Source organism: Thermoplasma sp. Kam2015, assembly GCF_003205235.1.
GTDB lineage: Archaea > Thermoplasmatota > Thermoplasmata > Thermoplasmatales > Thermoplasmataceae > Thermoplasma.
This window is the reverse complement of the sequence record NZ_QJSM01000044.1, coordinates 63,230-80,169: the sequence shown is the minus strand read 5'-3', so window position 1 is coordinate 80,169 and position 16,940 is coordinate 63,230. Positions and strand designations below refer to the sequence as shown.

The following is a 16,940-nucleotide window of genomic DNA, read 5'->3' as shown; positions in this document are numbered from 1 at the left end:
ATAAAGACACAAATTTTATAAATTATTTATATTTAATAAAACAATTAAATAGAGGGGGAGGGGTGTATTTCCACTGCAACCTCATTTCACTATTCTGGGTCTGGTTACGGTGGCCGTATGATCGGTGGAACGGATCTCTATCATGACCTGCGTGTTCTCCTTTGAATAAGCCTTTTCTATATATCCAAGTGCAATTCCCTTGTTCAGAACAGGGGATATCGTTCCGCTGGTCACGATCCCGATCTTCTTCCCATCAATCTTGATTGGGTTTCCTGGTCTGGGTATCCCATCAGAAAGTATGAATCCCCTGAATATCTCATGATCTGTGCTTTTTCTCTTCTCAAGAGCACTCTTGCCTATGAAGTCGTTCTCGTTGTTCACTATGAATGATATGGAAGCTTCGTATGGATCTCTGTCTTCATTGAAATCATGCCCTGAGAGGAGCATACCTTTTTCCATACGCAGGGTATCCCTGGCTCCCAGACCAGCAGGAAGGCCACCCCTCTTGCTTATGGATGCCATGAGCATTTTCCACAGATCTACAGCGTATTCATTCGGTATTATAAATTCTACGCCTTTCTCCCCAGTGTAACCTGTTCCTGATATAATAATCTGATCCTTACCTGTTATGGCATTCTCATATTTTCCGTCCGCGTACTGAAATTTGAAATAGCCTGGATACGAGTATCCAATCTCGGCAAGAACATCATCTGACTGCGGTCCCTGCAGGGCTATGCTAGATATCTTATTTGACACGTTGTTTATCTTAACATCATATCCCTTTGAATGATCCATCACCCATCTGTATATTTTATCCGTTGTTCCTGCGTTTGGCACAAAGAAGAATGAATCCTGACCCATTCTGTAAACTATAGTATCATCGATCATCAATCCATCATCATTGAGAAAAGCAGTATAGACACATTCTCCGTTCTGCAGCTTGCTCACCTGTGTCGGAAACATGTGATCAAGGAATCTTGAAGCATCCTTTCCGATCACGGTAATGTCGCCCATATGCGATACGTCAAATATGCCAACATGTTTCCTGACGGCCATATGCTCATCTATTATACTTCTATAATAGAGAGGCATATCCCATCCGTTGAACTCCGTAAACTTTGCGTTGAGCCTTGCATGTTCATCATAAAGTACTGTCCTCATACCATCACCTTTTCACATCTGCAGTGGAAATATACCCCCCTCTCCCCCATGCCATGGATATGAAGTATTCATGTATCCTCGCATCGCCCGTGAGTTCAGGATGGAACGTCATGGCCAGTATGTTTCCCTGCCTAACCATCACTGGAGTTCCATCGAGCGCTGCCATGATCTCAGATCTTCCAGGATCCTCTATGACCGGAGCCCTTATGAAAACGGCTGGAAATCTTCCTATTCCTTTTATGTCCACATCAGTTTCGAACGACATGACCTGCCTCCCGTAGGCATTTCTCTTTACCGTTACATCTATGAGGCCCATACCCTTGACCCTCTCGTCATTTGTTTCCTTGGATATTATTATGAGTCCTGCACATGTCGCCATCACAGGCATACCATCGCTGGCCCTCTGCTTTATTGCGTCGTATAAGCCATATTCCGTTACCAGTTTGTATATAGTGGTACTTTCCCCGCCAGGTATGATCAGAGCATCTACTTTCTGGAGATCCGCTATTCTTCGTACATCAACCGTTTTGACTTCCCTATTCTTTATTGAAATCTTCTTCAGCATGTTCAAGTGTTCCTGAACATCTCCCTGAAAACCTATGACTCCTATATTCATATCACATACCACCTTCATATGGGGAAAAAGAAGGTATCATCGTCTTTATATCGCTTACATGCTTAAACGTTTATCTACCTTTTTCCAATTCTATTCCATTTTCTGTGTATTTCCTCTGGCTTCTGAACGGCCTGAACAGCCTTCCATTGCCATGATAGAACTTTGAGAAGAACTCAACGTATATCAACCTTGCACCCTGGATTCCAGGCTCAAACACAGCAAGAACAAGGTTGAACGTCTGTCCAAATATGAGTATTATTATGCCAAGTATTGCCAGTGCGATAGAATGCGATACCAGACTCCTGATAAAGACAAGATCGATTATCTCCGCTATAACGACGCTTGCTATGAGTATACCAACAAGCCTGAGATATGAGAGTATATGGCTTATTATTGACGGCATTTCTATGAATCCCTGTGATTTTTCCTTTATCGCTATGAGCGGTATTCCGACTACGATGAGTGCAACAGCAGCCAGATTCGTTAGACCTGTGCTGACGCTGAACGTTAGATCATGATGTATCAGGTTCAGGCCTATTGTTGCAATGCCGACGGCAAAGAACAGCCAACCTAGGCGATCCATAGCACCCTTAACATCATGCATCCACAGATCCTCTATGAATCCGAGTATGAATCCAAACGCCACCATTCCAAGGCCTATGTAGCCTGCTATTAACATCAATTTAGGAAGCACGCTGTACACATGGAATACGGTGAACGGAAGTATAGCGAAGCCGAAGAACTGATTGAAGAGCACGCCAGCTATTATGGCGACTATGGATGAAGGTATAAGCGCCTTGGCCAGTATCTTGAGGGACTGCGGAGACATTATCATCAGTATGAATCTGCTCAGGACTTTTGGTATATGACTCCTGGCCGGCGGATGATCAACACGGTGTATTATGAAGAGAGAGAGTAGCAATATAGCGAGGCCATAGCCCCAATCTCCAACCATGAGTCCAAAGAATACGGGGAAGACAAGGGCAAATATCAGCGTTGGATCATACTCCGTCCCTTCTGGAAGGGAATAAAATTTTATGAAGAATTCAAACAGCGATATCCTCCTCGGATTTCTGAGGAGCGTTGGTGGGATTTCATCAGTGTCCACCTTTGATATTATACAGCTGTTGCCCGTTACCCTATTGATCGTTGCATTTACCATATCGAATGCATCAGCCGGCACCCAACCCTCGATTGCGAAGGTGTATTCCGTACCCTTGAGCTTATCCTCAACCTCTATCTTCCTGGCCTCGATCTCCAGAGCTTCCCTGATCTGTACTATCCTCTCATAATATTTATCGGATATGTCCTGCAGATGCTTCTGAATCTCCTGTCTTGCCTGATCTAGCTTCTTCTTCTCATCCTGAAGCATGCTGATAACTTCATCAGGCTTACCCTTCAGCTCCGGTATGTGTATGAGCCTCAATCCAAGCGAGTTCGCCACTCTGCTGAGATCCTGTGTTCTATCCTCCGGAACAGTCACAATGTAGGCATTCCTTATGGGTATTACCTTGGCATCAAGGTCTTTGAACGTTTCTTGATCTACGTTCTTGTCTGGAATTATGTACGATTCGAAATGCCTTCCGTTGAATATAGATACATCGAAATCGTAACCCTTCATGTATTCAAGTGCTGCAAGCCTACTCTCTATGTCCTTCATCGATGCTGCTATATCATTCTCCTTCGTTACCACAACCTTGAGATCATAATCTATATCGATCTTCGAAGCCTCATTGAGTATATCGGAAAGTGAGGAAAACTTGGCCCGGCCGGATACATTCTTCTTTGGAAGTATATTCTCATATCCACGGAAACGCTGGAGATAATCCATGACTGTCTTGGCCTGTTCTGAAGTTCTGCCAGGAGACAGCAATTTTTCTATATCCTCTTTAATCTCCTCTATCTGCATTACTCCCATGTCGTGCAGCGCGGATATTACCCTGTCTCTGTACGAATAGGGAGCTATTATCCTGATCTTCTGCATCCTAACAGGTCTCAACATACTATTCCTCTAAATACTCCATGATGATGTCGAGCAGCATCTTCTCCAGATCCTTATCCTGAATGTTAAGCCTGATCTGTGAAGCCTTGGCTTTAGCGCCTTCGATTATTGCTGAAGCCTTCTGTTCAGCCTCTCTCCTCTTTGATTCAAGATATTCCTGATATTTTGCCTTCAGTTCTTCCTCTGTCTTTTCGAGATCGATGGTTTCCTTCTCCCTGGCTTCCTTGATGATCTTCTCCTGCTCCATCTTGAATTCGTTTATCTCTTCATCCGCACTCGTTTCCTTTTCCTTGATGATCCTTATTGTCTCAACATCGTCCATACACATCAGCTCCATACAAGCGCAAGTATGAATGCAGCAACAAGCACGTTCAACACCATTATCAGGTTCCTTATGATCATGAACTTTTTTATAACCTTCGGATCCTTGGCTCTGCTGATATCGATATTTTTTGTGTACTTCTTTATTCCGATATCATACCAGGGGTTCTTACTCATTCTGCGCCTCTATCTTTCTCTTTATGGTCTTGAGGGTTGTGAACGTATCCCTTTCCCTCTCGTCAAGCATCATCTTTATCATCTTTGCCTGATACTCAAGCCTTGGTATCAGTATATTTTCTATGGCATTGCTCCTTCTCTTTGTCCTGTCGATCTCCACAAGCAGATTTCGAAGGGAATTTTCCTTCTCAACTATGAGTATGAGATCAAAGAACAGCTTCTGGAATCTCCTTATTGAATCATCAATTGCCACCGGAACCGATATCGTGCGGTATACATCAGAGAGTATGGAGAGATTGTATGACACATCCAACGTCGGTATGTTTACGCCCATCACGTTCCTGGAGTTCATGTTGATCTTTGAATCGCTTGACATGTTGGCGATCCTCTCAAGGGCGAGAGAACCCTCGAGTACGCTGGCAATCTTTATCATGTTGAGGGCGTCAACAACCTCCTTTCTCAGGTTTTCCTTCATGCCCCTTATGGTCCTGCTTATCTGCAGAAATTCATAGATCAGGGCAGATCTCTTCATCTTGAGCAGATCAAGGCCTTTCCTTGCAAGCCTTATCCTCCTTCTCGTACGAATCAGTTCTATCCTTGTGGGTCTTATGTCCATGGTCACTCCTTCTTCCATCTTCCGTATTTCTGTATGTGATCCGGTTTAACCCTCTTCATATCCTGCACAGGAAGATCGGCGAGCAGTTCCCATCCGAGATTCAGGGTGTCCTCTATGGAACGATCCTCGAAGAAACCCTGCTTCAGATATCTGTTCTCAAAGGTATCTGCAAAATGCAGGTACCTCCTATCGTTCTGGCTGAGAGCCTCCTCTCCCACTATGGCCGTCAGCGATCTCAGGTCCTTTCCGGATGCATATGCGGCATAAAGCTGATCCGCCAACCCCCTGTGATCCTCCCTGGTTCTGCCCTTGCCGATACCCTGGTTCATGAGCCTTGAGAGCGAGAGCAGAACATCTATGCCAGGATAAAGATCCTTTCTGTTCAGATCCCTAGATATCACTACCTGCCCCTCAGTTATGTATCCTGTGAGATCCGGCACAGGATGAGTTATATCATCGCCTGGCATGGTCAGGATGGGTATCTGTGTTATTGAACCGTTGTTTCCCTTGAGTTTTCCGGCTCTTTCATAGATGGTGCTGAGATCGGTGTACATGTATCCCGGATAACCCCTTCTTCCGGGAACCTCCTCTCTTGCGGCCGATATTTCTCTCAGCGCCTCGCAGTAATTCGTCATGTCCGTAAGTATGACCAGTATATGCATCCCCTTCTGGAAGGCTAGATATTCTGCCGTCGTAAGCGCTATCCTTGGCAGTATTATCCTCTCCATGGATGGATCGGAGGAAAGGTTCAGGAACATGACTGATCTTGAAAGCGCACCGGTCTCCCTGAACTGGTTAGTGAAGTAGTTTGCCTCCTCGCTCGTTATGCCCATGGCTCCGAAAACAACGGCGAAATTTTCCGATGAATCCAGAACCTTTGCCTGCCTGGCTATCTGCGCAGCGAGCTGATTGTGCGGCAATCCTGATCCTGAGAATATGGGCAGCTTCTGCCCCCTTACAAGGGTGTTCATTCCGTCTATGGCCGATATCCCGGTCTCTATGAACTCTGAAGGCTCCTCTCTCGAATACGGATTGATGGCATTGCTTGTTATCTCCATCTTTTCCTTTGCTATTATCTCTGGGCCGCCGTCTATGGGTTCACCTATGCCGTTGAATACCCTGCCAAGCATGTCCTCAGATATGGGCAGCCTGGCAACCTCTCCTCTGAATCTGACCTTCGTGCCTTCAGTTCCTATGCCAGTTGTGGCACCGAATATCTGCACGATTGCCAGTCCCTTCCTTGTATCAAGCACCTGCCCCTGCCTGACTTCGCCGTTCTCCAGCTCTATGTCAACCATCTCGTTGTAAGCTGCATTTGGGACGTTCTCAACGAACAGAAGAGGACCGCTTATCTGTGAAACTGACTTATATGTTAGCTTCGGCATTTTTCTCACCAATAAAGTTTCCATACTCCTTATGGATCTCGTCAACAAGATCTTTGTAATAGGATTCGATCTGAGATTCCGGCACTATCTTCATCCTGGACAGCTTCTCCCTCACGGCAAGTGATGCCAGATTGTCCATGGTTGCGCCTGAATCAAGCGCCCTGTTCTGATATTCATCGATCTCCATTATGGCCTTAAGCATCAGATACTGCTTCTTGAGGGAGCAGTAAGCATCTATCTCATCGAATGCACTCTGCTGAAGGAAATCTTCCCTTATTATCCTGGCAACGTCCAGTATTGATTTCTCCTTCTCAGGCATTGCATCATAACCTACCAGCTGCGCAACCTCCTGAAGCTCGCTCTCGCGCTGCAGTATCTCCATCGTCCTCTCCCTGAGCGCTGACCATTCTGAGGCCACATTCTTATCATACCAGGCCTTAAGATCTTCAGTATAGAGCGAATAGCTGTTGAGCCAGTTGATGGACGGGAAATGCCTCCTGTTTGCCAGAGATGCATCAAGGGCCCAGAAAACCCTAGTCACACGGAGCGTGTTCTGCGAAACCGGCTCAGATATATCACCGCCCGGAGGAGATACCGCACCTATGACCGTGATCGAACCGTATCTCTCATCAGGCGAAATGAGTCTAGCCCTTCCAGACCTCTCATAGAATTCAGATACCCTTCTGCCGAGATATGCCGGATAACCTTCCTCGCCAGGCATCTCCTCTAGCCTGCCGGAGATCTCCCTCAGGGCTTCAGCCCACCTTGACGTACTGTCAGCCATGAGGGCAACGTCATATCCCATGTCCCTGTAGTACTCAGCTATTGATATGCCTGTGTATATACTGGCTTCCCTTGCCGCCACGGGCATATTCGATGTGTTCGCTATAAGGACAGTCCTGTCCATAAGGGGCTGCCCGGTATTCGGATCCTTGAGCTCCGGAAACGTTGTGAGTATCTCTGTCATCTCGTTTCCGCGCTCTCCGCAACCTATGTAAACAACTATGTTGGCATCGCTCCATTTGGCGAGCTGATGCTGTATCACCGTATTGTGAAGAATTATGAAGCCATCTCCTCCCACGAAGTTATATCCGAAATCAGGAACCGTGAGATCATAGACGTCAAAAACACCGTATCTGACGTCCCTTTCCACGATAGTGTCGAAGACCAGATTAATCGAAGCGACCAGGACATCAGAATTGCCGTCCTCAGATAGGTCAGCGCATGCTATCCTGTCTCCCTCAGACACATCCTGTGCAGGTTTTTCCACTATGCTGTCTCCGGACTTCACGAACAGCTTATGTACAGGTGTTACGCTGACCGTGCGCCCTCCGGCCGTGACTATTCTTACAAGCGCATTGCTCTTGCCGTGGTATACAGCATACGATGTGCTCTCCACTATGTCTCTTCCGACCAGTGAATATATCTTCAAAGGTTCCTTCAACCTCACGATCTCTTCAACGCCATCCCTCTCAACTTCGTTATCGGGATCTTTCAAAGCGCTTCTGAAGATCTCCTCTATGCTCTTTTCGCCATCCCTCAGCAGCACCGGTGTATCTCCAGAGACGCATTTTCCGCTTCCGAATGGCCCTGGCACTGCTGCCGTACCTCCCTTCGCGACTGGGAAGAGCGCATCTATGACGCGCTGCCCTGTCACAAGAGGCAGCTCAGGAGGGAGTTTCCTCTGCACTCTCCTTGCCCTCCTCACAGGCCAGGTCGTCATCATCTGAATTTCATAATTTTTACCGTTTCCAGCAACCGCTGCGATGGTATCCTCGACCGTGTGATCGCCGTCGGCTATCATGGTCACCTTGCCTGAGATACCCTCCGGCACCATTATACGGTGGGTTATGAGCGACGTCTCCTGAACGGTACCGAGTATCTGTCCTGGAGAAACGCTGTCTCCCTTCTTCACAGCGGGAATGAACTCCCATTTCTTCTTTCTGTCTAGCGCCGGCGGGTTGAGGCCGCGTGCTATGAAATCTCCGGACGTGTTCTTTATCACGTCAAGCGGCCTCTGTATACCATCGTAGATGGATCTCAATATCCCAGGGCCAAGTTCGACGGACAGCGGCCTCTTCGTATTTTCAACCTTCTCATCAGGCCTTATTCCGGCTGTATCCTCATAAACCTGAATTGTGGATTTGTTCCCCTCTATCTTGATTATCTCCCCTATCAGGCCCATGTCGCCTACCTTAACGACATCATACATCTTTGCGTCTTCCACATCTTCGGCCACGACAACTGGACCTGAAATTCTGATTATCTTTCCCATGGATTCACCTCAAACATTTCCTATATCTATACCGAGGATCCTCTTCGCCATCTCCTCTATGGTCTCCTCCTCCTTCACGCCGGGAAGAGGTATGAAGACGACGAGAGGCTTTGATGAAATTTCAACATTCCTGAGCGTTCTCTTATCGAGCATATTCTTTACATTTTCAGAAACTATTATTATATTGCATGTTGGATTTTCAAAGATCTCAAGAAATTTCTTGAGGAGGTCCTTGCCCTCAGCTATTATCGTGTGCTGGATTCCAAGGAGCCTGAAGCCAAGGACAATATCCCTTTCGCCCAGAACAGTTATGCAGCTCTCCATCACACCATCTCCGTTATGAGCAGTTTTTCCGCTATCTCCCTTGGCATGCCGTTGACCTTTGAGAGATATATGGTTCTCACGTTGTGCCTTTCAAACTCGCTCTTCAGGATGAAATAGAAGATGCTGTCAAGCGACAGCGGAAGCATGGACATGGTATCCATGTAGCGCTTTGCAATTATGTTTCTCAGGGCAATATCGAAATGATAAAGATCGTTGGACTCCTGATACTCCTTCTTCTGGGGTTCAAGGTCATAATACGGCTTCAGAGAATCTACCACGGATATTACGTCCTGCGAGGAGTATATCTCACGAAGCTTCCCCGTACTGATATTTCCACCCTCCATGATGCCGGATGTCATCCTCTCAAAGGGTATCTTCAGGACCTTACCCTTGAGCATCGTGACTATGTTCTGCCTGTCTATCTCGGATCTCACATAATTCAGCACAGGCCCCTCATCGCCGCGATAATATTTCAGCGAAGAAATCAGGTTCATGTAGTAGTACCTGTCAAGAGAATACAGCATGGGCGATATGTCTCCGGTTTTCCTGTAATCTTCAAGGAACTGCATCATGTATGTTCCATATCCGAATCTGGCCAGATAGTTGAGTATTGCCTCGATGTTTGACAGGTTTATCATGTTCCTGTAATCTTCATTCGTGAGTGTCCCGGTCATTATGCCAAGAGGAACATCGCGGAAGCTTATGAGGAAGGGTTCAGCGTCCCTTATCCCATGGCCAAGGAATTTTGCGGAGATGACGGTCTTTATATTTTCTATATCCCACTTGCTCAGGTAGGCCGTGATCGCATTCTTTGCAAGTGGAGGCACGGAGAAAAGAGCTATCCTATTGTTCCTGACCATGTGCCTGTTCACAGCCATCTCCGTCAATTCCGGATCTTTGAAGATGGCGGAAAGGCTGTCGAAATCTTCTCGGTACGGTCCATTATAGAGGAAAGCGGACACATCCTTCGGATCAGACATGGAGAGCATCTGGTCTATCTGCTGGCGGCTGAAGAACTCTGTCTCATAAACCTTTAGCCTCCCAAAAGATCCTATGTAGGTGGAATCCATTTCAATCCTCTATCATGGAATATAGCCGTACCTTGAGCCGTTCCAGGATATCATTCTCTATCTTCGATAATCTGAGATCGAGTTCGACCCTGCCATCCTTCGTCGTGGCAAGAATGCCGCCGAACGGATCCACGTCTCCAAAATCCACATTCTTGCCTGGAATCTTATCGCGATCTGCTTTATTGGCCCTGATCACGCAGTCCTGACCAAGGGATTTTATGGAAACATCGATCATCTTCTTCAGTATGTCCGCGTATTCCTTAGACTGTGGAAGGTTCTTTATCCATTCATCGGCCTTGGCAGCGTACTGATCCAGTATCTCCTGAACCCTCATCCGTATGGTGTTCCTTGCCTCGACGTTGGCCCTGTCTATGATTGAGCTGTATAATCTATCGCCTTCCTCCCTCATTCTGTTCTCATATTCCGTCTGCAGGGCCTGTATTTTCTCTTCCCTCTCCCGCTCTATCTTTGCGGTTTCCTGAGACGCAGCATCCGCTATCTGCTTCTTCCTCTCTTCCTTATCGCGTTCTATATCATTCAGCACTTCTTCAAGGGACATGGAGATCAGATTATATGTAGCAGCAGTATGATACCTAGGGCAAGTCCTATAACCCAGAGTGTCTCAGGTATGACGAAGAAGAACAGTACCTGACCGAATTTTTCAGGCTTTTCTGCGATTATACCCATACCTGCGGCTCCAATTCCCTGCTGAGCCATACCAGTACCTATCAGGCCACCGGCTATTGAGATAGAAGCCGCAATAGCTAAGAGAGCATCCACTGTAGTTACCATTAATACACCCAATCGGTCATTTTCGGAGCATATATAAAAGTAACCATTTGTATATTCGTCGCCGGAATCATTAATCTGTATAGAAAATACAAGAAAAAATTGTTATTTCCGATCTGTTATCTCAGTATATAAATGAAATGTCGCATTCATGCTAATTATTTAAATAACACGATTATTAATTTGCACTGACAAATGCTTACATTCTTTATCACCGATAAAAAGTGTATTTAACCTCTCAGCGATCTGAGATTATGTCATATGAAGATGCCCAGTACATAAGAGAAATGGCGATGAAGCACAGCGACATGTTCGGAGACGGCATCGCTCTGATAGCCTCTGAAAATATAATGAGCCCGCTGGCGAAGGAGGTAATGATCAGCGATCTGGAATCCAGGTATGCCGAGGGATTGCCCCATCATAGGTACTATCAGGGAAACTACTACGTCGATCTAATAGAGGACAGAACAAACGAACTTCTTTCAAAGCTTTTCAGGACGAGCCAGACCGATCCGAGGCCAATATCCGGGACCAATGCAAATTCAGCCGCCATATATGCACTGGCAAACCCAGGCGATCTTGTTGCCGCGCCCGCACTGTCTGGAGGTGGGCATATAAGCGCTGCCGAATTCGGAATTCTTGGTATGCGTTCTGTCCGCACCATAAACTATCCCTATGATAGTGATACTATGACCATAGATCCAGACGAAGCCTCAAAGATGATAATTAAGGAGAAGCCAAAGGTGTGCCTTTTCGGCCAGTCTGTCTTCATGTTCCCGGTACCGCTCAAGGAGATGTCTGATGCATTCAGAGAAGCAGGATGCAAGGTTTGGTACGACGGCGCACATGTTCTCGGCCTTATAGCGGGCGGTAAATTCCAGGATCCGCTCAGGGAAGGGGCAGATATAATGACTGGGAGCACGCACAAGACGTTCCCCGGCCCACAGCACGGCGTCGTACTGGGCAACACGGACGAAGACACTTGGAAAGCTGTCAGGCGGGCAGTATTTCCTGGAGTACTGAGCAACCACCACCTCAACGCGATGGCAGCTCTTGGCATAACGGCAGCTGAGGAGCTGGAATTTGGAAGGAAATACGCAGAAGATATCATAGCGAACGCCAAGACGCTTGCGGAGGAGCTCTATGCAAGCGGATTCAAGGTGCTTGCCGAGAAAAGGGGTTTCACGGAATCGCACACGATGGCGGTGGACGTCAGCGGAAACGGCGGAGGAAAGTATGTGGCGGAAACCCTTGAAAAATGCGGTATAATACTCAATAAGAACCTGCTTCCATGGGATGACAACAAGAAATCACAGAACCCAAGCGGCATCAGGATTGGAGTGCAGGAGGCAACACGCGTCGGTATGGGAAAATCCGAAATGAAGGAGATAGCGTCGTTCATAACCAGAGCCATAATAAAGCATGAGGATCCGGACAGAATCAGGCAGGACGTGAAACAGCTAAAATCTGGATTCAGAGAGGTCAAATACTGTTATGGAAAGATGGACGGATATTCCTATATAAAACTGATCTGAAGGCGCTTGATCGAGGAAGATCCGGATCCATGATCATTTTTCCCATGGTTTGATCATTTTCGAGACGCGATTTTTCCGAATTAAGACATATATATTGATATATTTAACAGAATCATAATCTTCAATTTTTATGATGTGCGATGGCGTCATAGCTGATGGCATCATACCTTGAAGCATACATCTGTGAAATATGCGAATGCATATTCTGATGAAGATGTATATAAATTTAAAGTAATACAAATCAATAATAGAAAAATGTTATATATAAACTATGATTTTTCATGTCATGGGCTTCAACTTTGTTAGAGATGTGATAGAAAAGAATGATAAGAGAAAAACTGCCCTCATAGTAGCTGATAGCGATCTAAACTCCAAGAGCGAAACATATGGAATGTTCCTCAAGAAATCATACAGGCTTGCAAATTATCTCTACGATCTGAAGGTCAGGCCAGGGAACAGGATAATGATAATGATGGAGAACTCGCTCGAAATATACCATGGGGTGACGGCTTCAATAGCCCTAGGGGCCGTATATGCGCCTACAGCATCGATCCTGCCTGACGCACAGATACAGTACAGGGTCGATCACCTTCACCCGAAGGTCATACTGGCCGACAACGGATCATGTGAGCGGCTCAAACAGTACGGAGACAGGGTGATAAACCTGGAAGATGGAAACTTATCAAGAGAACTGGAGGAATACCCGGAAACATTCACCAGGTTCTTCGATGATCCCTCGGCGGATCATGTCATATTCTTCACATCTGGAACAGAGGGAAATCCAAAGATGGTACTGCACAACAACTCCTATCCAATGGGTCACAAAACAACCGCTAAGTGGCTGGATCTCAAGGCGCACGATACCCACTGGAACATAAGCAGTCCAGGGTGGGCCAAATGGGGATGGTCATCGTACTATTCGCCCATGATAGCAGGGTCGACCGTATTCAACATGAAATACAGGAAGTTCGATCCAGAGAACGCTCTAAACGCAATGGAAAAATTCTCCATAACAAGCATATGCGCTCCACCCACCGTGTGGCGCATGTTCCTGCTTCAGGATCTGACGTCGAGAAGGCTCAAATTGAGAAAAGCGGCTTCAGCTGGAGAACCGCTGAATCCGGAGATAATCGATCGTATAAGGAACACTCTCGGCGTGACGGTAAAGGATGGCTACGGTCAATCCGAATCCACCCTCATGGTTGGCAATCTTGAGAACCAGAGAATAAAGCCCGGATCCATGGGCAAGCCACTCGATCCATACAGGATACTGATAGTGGATGAATCCGGCAATCGCCTGCCTCCCAATACCGCGGGATACATTGCAGTAGATGTGAGCAGAAGGCCTGAGGGTCTGTTCGTATCATACATGAACGACCCATCGCTGACCGCAGAACGCTTCAGAAACGGCCTGTACTATACAGGCGATATGGGTTATATGGACGATGATGGATACGTGTGGTTCGTATCCAGATCCGATGACGTGATAAAGTCATCTGACTACAGAATAGGTCCATTCGAGGTTGAATCAGCACTTCTGAGGCATCCGGCGGTGGCCGAATCTGCAGTGGTTGGAACGCCTGACGAGATACGTGGAGATCTGGTGAAGGCCTTCGTTGTTCTGAAATCAGGTTACAGCCCGTCTGAGGATCTTGCCAGAGAACTCAGCATGCATGTGAGGAACCTTGTCGGTCCCCATGCAAGGCCAAAGAAGATAGAGTTTGTCAGCGATCTGCCGAAGACGATAAGCGGAAAGATAATAAGAAAGGAGCTCAGGAAGATCGAGCTGGAGAAATATAGGGGATCCGGATCCCGTAATGAGGAAAAATCCATGGGATTCGAATTCTATGTGGACTGAAAACCGAAAATAATTTTATCATACAGATAAATGTTTAAGATTCCGCCTTTGAGGCGGATTATGTCCATTTTAATTACTCGTTCTCCCTGAAGAAGGAAAAATCAAGCTCGTCTACGGCTTTATCCTTGAGCTTGCTGATGCTCTTAAGGTTCTCAGGCAGATCCTCGGATTCAGCTGGTATGTATTTGATCCTGCCCCTTGACATGCCGTACGATCCCGGGCACAGAAAGCCCTCTCTCACAAGTATGGCATCTGGCTTGAGCCTCAGTATAACGCTCATGGCTATCTCCTTACCGCCCCTCGGGTTTGCGAAACCTGGATTTTCGTATTCCTTCATCTCCTTTGAGGCATCATCGAACAGAATTATGGAACTCCCCATATCCAGTGGCTGCAGATTATTTTCTTCATCAACTACGGCTGCTATTTTCATAGCTAATGATAGGCAATATCAATTTAAAGTAATTGTTAATTTTTCGCGTAAAAAATTTTTAAATGCCCTGCGATCGTGATACAGTGTCAATATGCTTTACAAATTTTTGTCATGGAATGTGAACGGCCTCAGAGCCGCAGTTAAAAATGGTGCTGCGTCTGTCTTCACAGGTGACGATTATTTTGGAATCGCCCTGCAGGAGACGAAGGCCGACAGCACGAACGTTCCTGAAGAGATGTACCATCTTGGCTATTTCCTTTACAACAATCCGGCAAAGAAGAAGGGATACAGCGGGACCATGAGCCTCGTGAAGGAGAAACCACTAGGAGTTTCATATGGTTTCGAGAACGAGGAGGGCAGAATACTGAACCTAGAATTTGAAAAATTCTATTTCATCAACGTTTATTTCCCAAACTCCCAGCATGGCCTCACCAGACTGGATCTGAAGCTTGAATTTGATGAAAAATTTCTCGAATACGCAAATGAACTGAGAAAGAAAAAGCCGCTGATCATATGCGGTGATTTCAATGTGGCCCATGAGGAGATAGATATAGCCAGACCAAAGGACAACGAGAACAATGCCGGATTCACAAGGCAGGAGAGGGACTGGATGACGAAGTTCCTGAGCAGCGGATACGTCGATACATACAGGATCTTCGTCAAGGAAGGCGGGCATTACTCATGGTGGTCCTACAGGTTCAACGCCAGAGCAAAGAATATAGGATGGCGAATAGACTATTTCGTCGTGAGCGATGATATAAAGGACAGGGTCAAAAAGGCAGAGATCCTGGAAAATGTAACCGGATCCGATCACGCGCCGGTGACGCTGGAAGTGGATCTCTGAACGCATTTTTAATATTTTTTAATATCGATGATGTATTCTGAATATGACCTCAGTCTTGCGAGATACCTCGCTATTCTCAATGATCGGCATCATTTTGCATCAATCGATCGCACCTCTGGCATACGAGGCATATTTGTTTTCAAAAATATTTAAATAAATATTATTCTTAATCTATATCAATGCGCAGAGCCGTCGTCATTTTGATCATATCGTTATTCTTGATCACTCTGATATCACCTGCAGTGAGTGCGCAGGCATCTTCTCAGACCAGAACGCCCATCAAGCATGTAATAGCTGTACTGTTCGAGAATCATACATTCGACAATTTCTTCGGCATATATCCCTATGACAATGCCTCATGGAACGAGAGCATGATCAGAAGCATGACGGTGCCGGAGAACCTGATTGGTACGGGACACCTTTCCCAATTGAGGGCCGTGCCCAATGGCGTTTACTCAACTCCAGATCCAGTGGAGGGATACACCGCCTACCATCTTGACTGGAATCATGGAAAGATGAACAACTTCGTAAATGGAAGCGGTCCACAGTCGATGGAATATTACACATCATATCAGCTTGGCCTTGAATGGTCCATAGCATCGGAGTACGCGATAGCCGATCGATACTTTGCCCCGCAGCTCTCAGAAAGTGCACCCAATACGCTGTATTACATAGCGGGATTTTCCCCAGTGATAAATGATTATGGCCCGCCCCCATCATTTCCAATGAGCGAGACAATATTCGGAGAACTGTCTCACTACGGAATAAGCTGGAATATATATGTACAGAACAATACAACAGGAAACTTTGATAACATGCAGCATTACATTTCAAACTGGAATCAATATTCCGGACATCTGCTGAGCTGGTCTGATCTAATATCGGAGGCGCAAAACAACTCGCTGCCTGCGGTCAGTTACGTTTTCTCAGAGGGCCCGCCTGGATTCAGCCAGGCACCGCCCAGCAACGTTGAAAAGGGGGAGATATGGCTGGCTTACCTGATCAACGAGATAGAGGAAAGTCCGTCATGGAACTCAACGGCCATCTTCATCACATATGATGATCCGGGCGGCTTCTATGACCAGGTCGATCCTCCGATGATGGATGGCGTGCAGCTAGGAATGCGCCTTCCAATGATACTGGTATCGCCATTTGCCAAGGAGGATTACGTTTCCAACACCGTTATGACACACACATCGATAATCGCATTTATCGATTATAATTGGGAAATTCCAGCACTGAACAAGTTCGTGTCTCTATCAAAAATACCGCTTGACATGTTCGATTTCAGCATGCCATATAAGAATGGCTGCGTAGCCAGACCACCCATAGATCTCCAGAGTGAACAACACCTCCCGCCAAATTTGCATTTGTCAATCGATCCAAAGGTGATCGATTATAATTTTTCTGGGACGTTTCCATTTGTACCCCAGTACAGCTATGGCGTGCTTCCATACCCCAGGGAAGGCGCCTCCAACGTTACTCTTTCGTCCCTGCATTATTGAATCTTCATAGAGCATGATATTTCCTATACGCC

At 46.4% G+C, this 16,940-nt stretch carries 17 protein-coding genes; 4 read left to right on the top strand and 13 right to left on the bottom strand.

Features of this window, described 5'->3' with window-relative positions:
• Nucleotides 1-81: 81 nt before the first annotated feature.
• The 12 genes from gcvT to DMB44_RS08945 all read right to left on the bottom strand — a co-directional run bounded on the left by gcvT (nucleotide 82) and on the right by DMB44_RS08945 (nucleotide 10,739).
• Nucleotides 82-1,161 carry a glycine cleavage system aminomethyltransferase GcvT gene (gene gcvT, locus DMB44_RS08995; protein WP_110642909.1) on the bottom strand — a complete coding sequence of 360 codons (1,080 nt, stop codon included), beginning with the start codon at nucleotides 1,159-1,161 and terminating at the stop codon, nucleotides 82-84.
• Nucleotides 1,162-1,165: 4 nt separating this feature from the next.
• The gene (pdxT, locus tag DMB44_RS08990) at nucleotides 1,166-1,777 is read right to left on the bottom strand and encodes a pyridoxal 5'-phosphate synthase glutaminase subunit PdxT (RefSeq protein ID WP_110642920.1); all 612 of its coding nucleotides are present in this window, start codon (nucleotides 1,775-1,777) and stop codon (nucleotides 1,166-1,168) included.
• A 70-nt stretch (nucleotides 1,778-1,847) separates the two neighbouring features.
• Entirely contained in the window at nucleotides 1,848-3,779 is a 1,932-nt protein-coding gene (locus DMB44_RS08985) for a V-type ATP synthase subunit I (RefSeq protein WP_110642907.1), read from the bottom strand.
• A 1-nt stretch (nucleotide 3,780) separates the two neighbouring features.
• Nucleotides 3,781-4,101: a hypothetical protein gene (locus DMB44_RS08980; RefSeq protein ID WP_161952127.1), complete on the bottom strand. Its 321-nt coding sequence runs from the start codon at nucleotides 4,099-4,101 to the stop codon at nucleotides 3,781-3,783.
• A 5-nt stretch (nucleotides 4,102-4,106) separates the two neighbouring features.
• Nucleotides 4,107-4,277: a hypothetical protein gene (locus DMB44_RS09360; protein ID WP_153280214.1), complete on the bottom strand. Its 171-nt coding sequence runs from the start codon at nucleotides 4,275-4,277 to the stop codon at nucleotides 4,107-4,109.
• Nucleotides 4,270-4,893 (bottom strand): V-type ATP synthase subunit D, encoded by a 624-nt coding sequence (locus tag DMB44_RS08975; RefSeq protein ID WP_237265387.1) that lies wholly within the window; start codon nucleotides 4,891-4,893, stop codon nucleotides 4,270-4,272. The genes DMB44_RS09360 and DMB44_RS08975 overlap by 8 nt, the downstream gene beginning before the upstream one ends.
• Nucleotides 4,894-4,895: 2 nt before the next feature.
• Nucleotides 4,896-6,278 carry a V-type ATP synthase subunit B gene (locus DMB44_RS08970; RefSeq protein ID WP_110642901.1) on the bottom strand — a complete coding sequence of 461 codons (1,383 nt, stop codon included), beginning with the start codon at nucleotides 6,276-6,278 and terminating at the stop codon, nucleotides 4,896-4,898.
• Nucleotides 6,259-8,553, bottom strand: coding sequence for a V-type ATP synthase subunit A (locus DMB44_RS08965; protein ID WP_110642899.1), 2,295 nt, complete (start codon nucleotides 8,551-8,553; stop codon nucleotides 6,259-6,261). Before DMB44_RS08965 ends, DMB44_RS08970 begins: the two co-directional genes overlap by 20 nt.
• Before the next feature lie 9 nt (nucleotides 8,554-8,562).
• Nucleotides 8,563-8,877 carry a V-type ATP synthase subunit F gene (locus DMB44_RS08960; protein WP_110642897.1) on the bottom strand — a complete coding sequence of 105 codons (315 nt, stop codon included), beginning with the start codon at nucleotides 8,875-8,877 and terminating at the stop codon, nucleotides 8,563-8,565.
• Nucleotides 8,877-9,947, bottom strand: coding sequence for a V-type ATP synthase subunit C (locus tag DMB44_RS08955; protein WP_110642895.1), 1,071 nt, complete (start codon nucleotides 9,945-9,947; stop codon nucleotides 8,877-8,879). Before DMB44_RS08955 ends, DMB44_RS08960 begins: the two co-directional genes overlap by 1 nt.
• 1 nt (nucleotide 9,948) lies before the next feature.
• On the bottom strand, nucleotides 9,949-10,506 hold the full coding sequence (locus tag DMB44_RS08950) for a V-type ATP synthase subunit E (RefSeq protein WP_110642892.1): 558 nt from the start codon (nucleotides 10,504-10,506) through the stop codon (nucleotides 9,949-9,951).
• A gap of 5 nt (nucleotides 10,507-10,511) precedes the next feature.
• On the bottom strand, nucleotides 10,512-10,739 hold the full coding sequence (locus DMB44_RS08945) for an ATPase (protein ID WP_010900427.1): 228 nt from the start codon (nucleotides 10,737-10,739) through the stop codon (nucleotides 10,512-10,514).
• 251 nt (nucleotides 10,740-10,990) lie between these two features.
• Here DMB44_RS08945 and glyA point away from each other — a divergent pair, with 251 nt between their 5' ends.
• Nucleotides 10,991-12,271, top strand: coding sequence for a serine hydroxymethyltransferase (gene glyA / locus DMB44_RS08940; protein ID WP_110642890.1), 1,281 nt, complete (start codon nucleotides 10,991-10,993; stop codon nucleotides 12,269-12,271).
• A 286-nt stretch (nucleotides 12,272-12,557) separates the two neighbouring features.
• Entirely contained in the window at nucleotides 12,558-14,129 is a 1,572-nt protein-coding gene (locus tag DMB44_RS08935; RefSeq protein ID WP_110642889.1) for an AMP-binding protein, read from the top strand.
• A gap of 73 nt (nucleotides 14,130-14,202) precedes the next feature.
• Here DMB44_RS08935 and DMB44_RS08930 read toward each other — a convergent pair whose 3' ends face one another.
• Nucleotides 14,203-14,559, bottom strand: a complete 357-nt coding sequence (locus tag DMB44_RS08930) for a hypothetical protein (protein WP_201796963.1) — start codon at nucleotides 14,557-14,559, stop codon at nucleotides 14,203-14,205.
• A 91-nt stretch (nucleotides 14,560-14,650) separates the two neighbouring features.
• Between DMB44_RS08930 and DMB44_RS08925 the strand changes: the two genes are divergently transcribed.
• Nucleotides 14,651-15,403, top strand: coding sequence for an exodeoxyribonuclease III (locus DMB44_RS08925; protein ID WP_110642887.1), 753 nt, complete (start codon nucleotides 14,651-14,653; stop codon nucleotides 15,401-15,403).
• A 179-nt stretch (nucleotides 15,404-15,582) separates the two neighbouring features.
• Nucleotides 15,583-16,908, top strand: coding sequence for an alkaline phosphatase family protein (locus DMB44_RS08920; RefSeq protein ID WP_110642885.1), 1,326 nt, complete (start codon nucleotides 15,583-15,585; stop codon nucleotides 16,906-16,908).
• The last annotated feature ends 32 nt before the right edge of the window (nucleotides 16,909-16,940 follow it).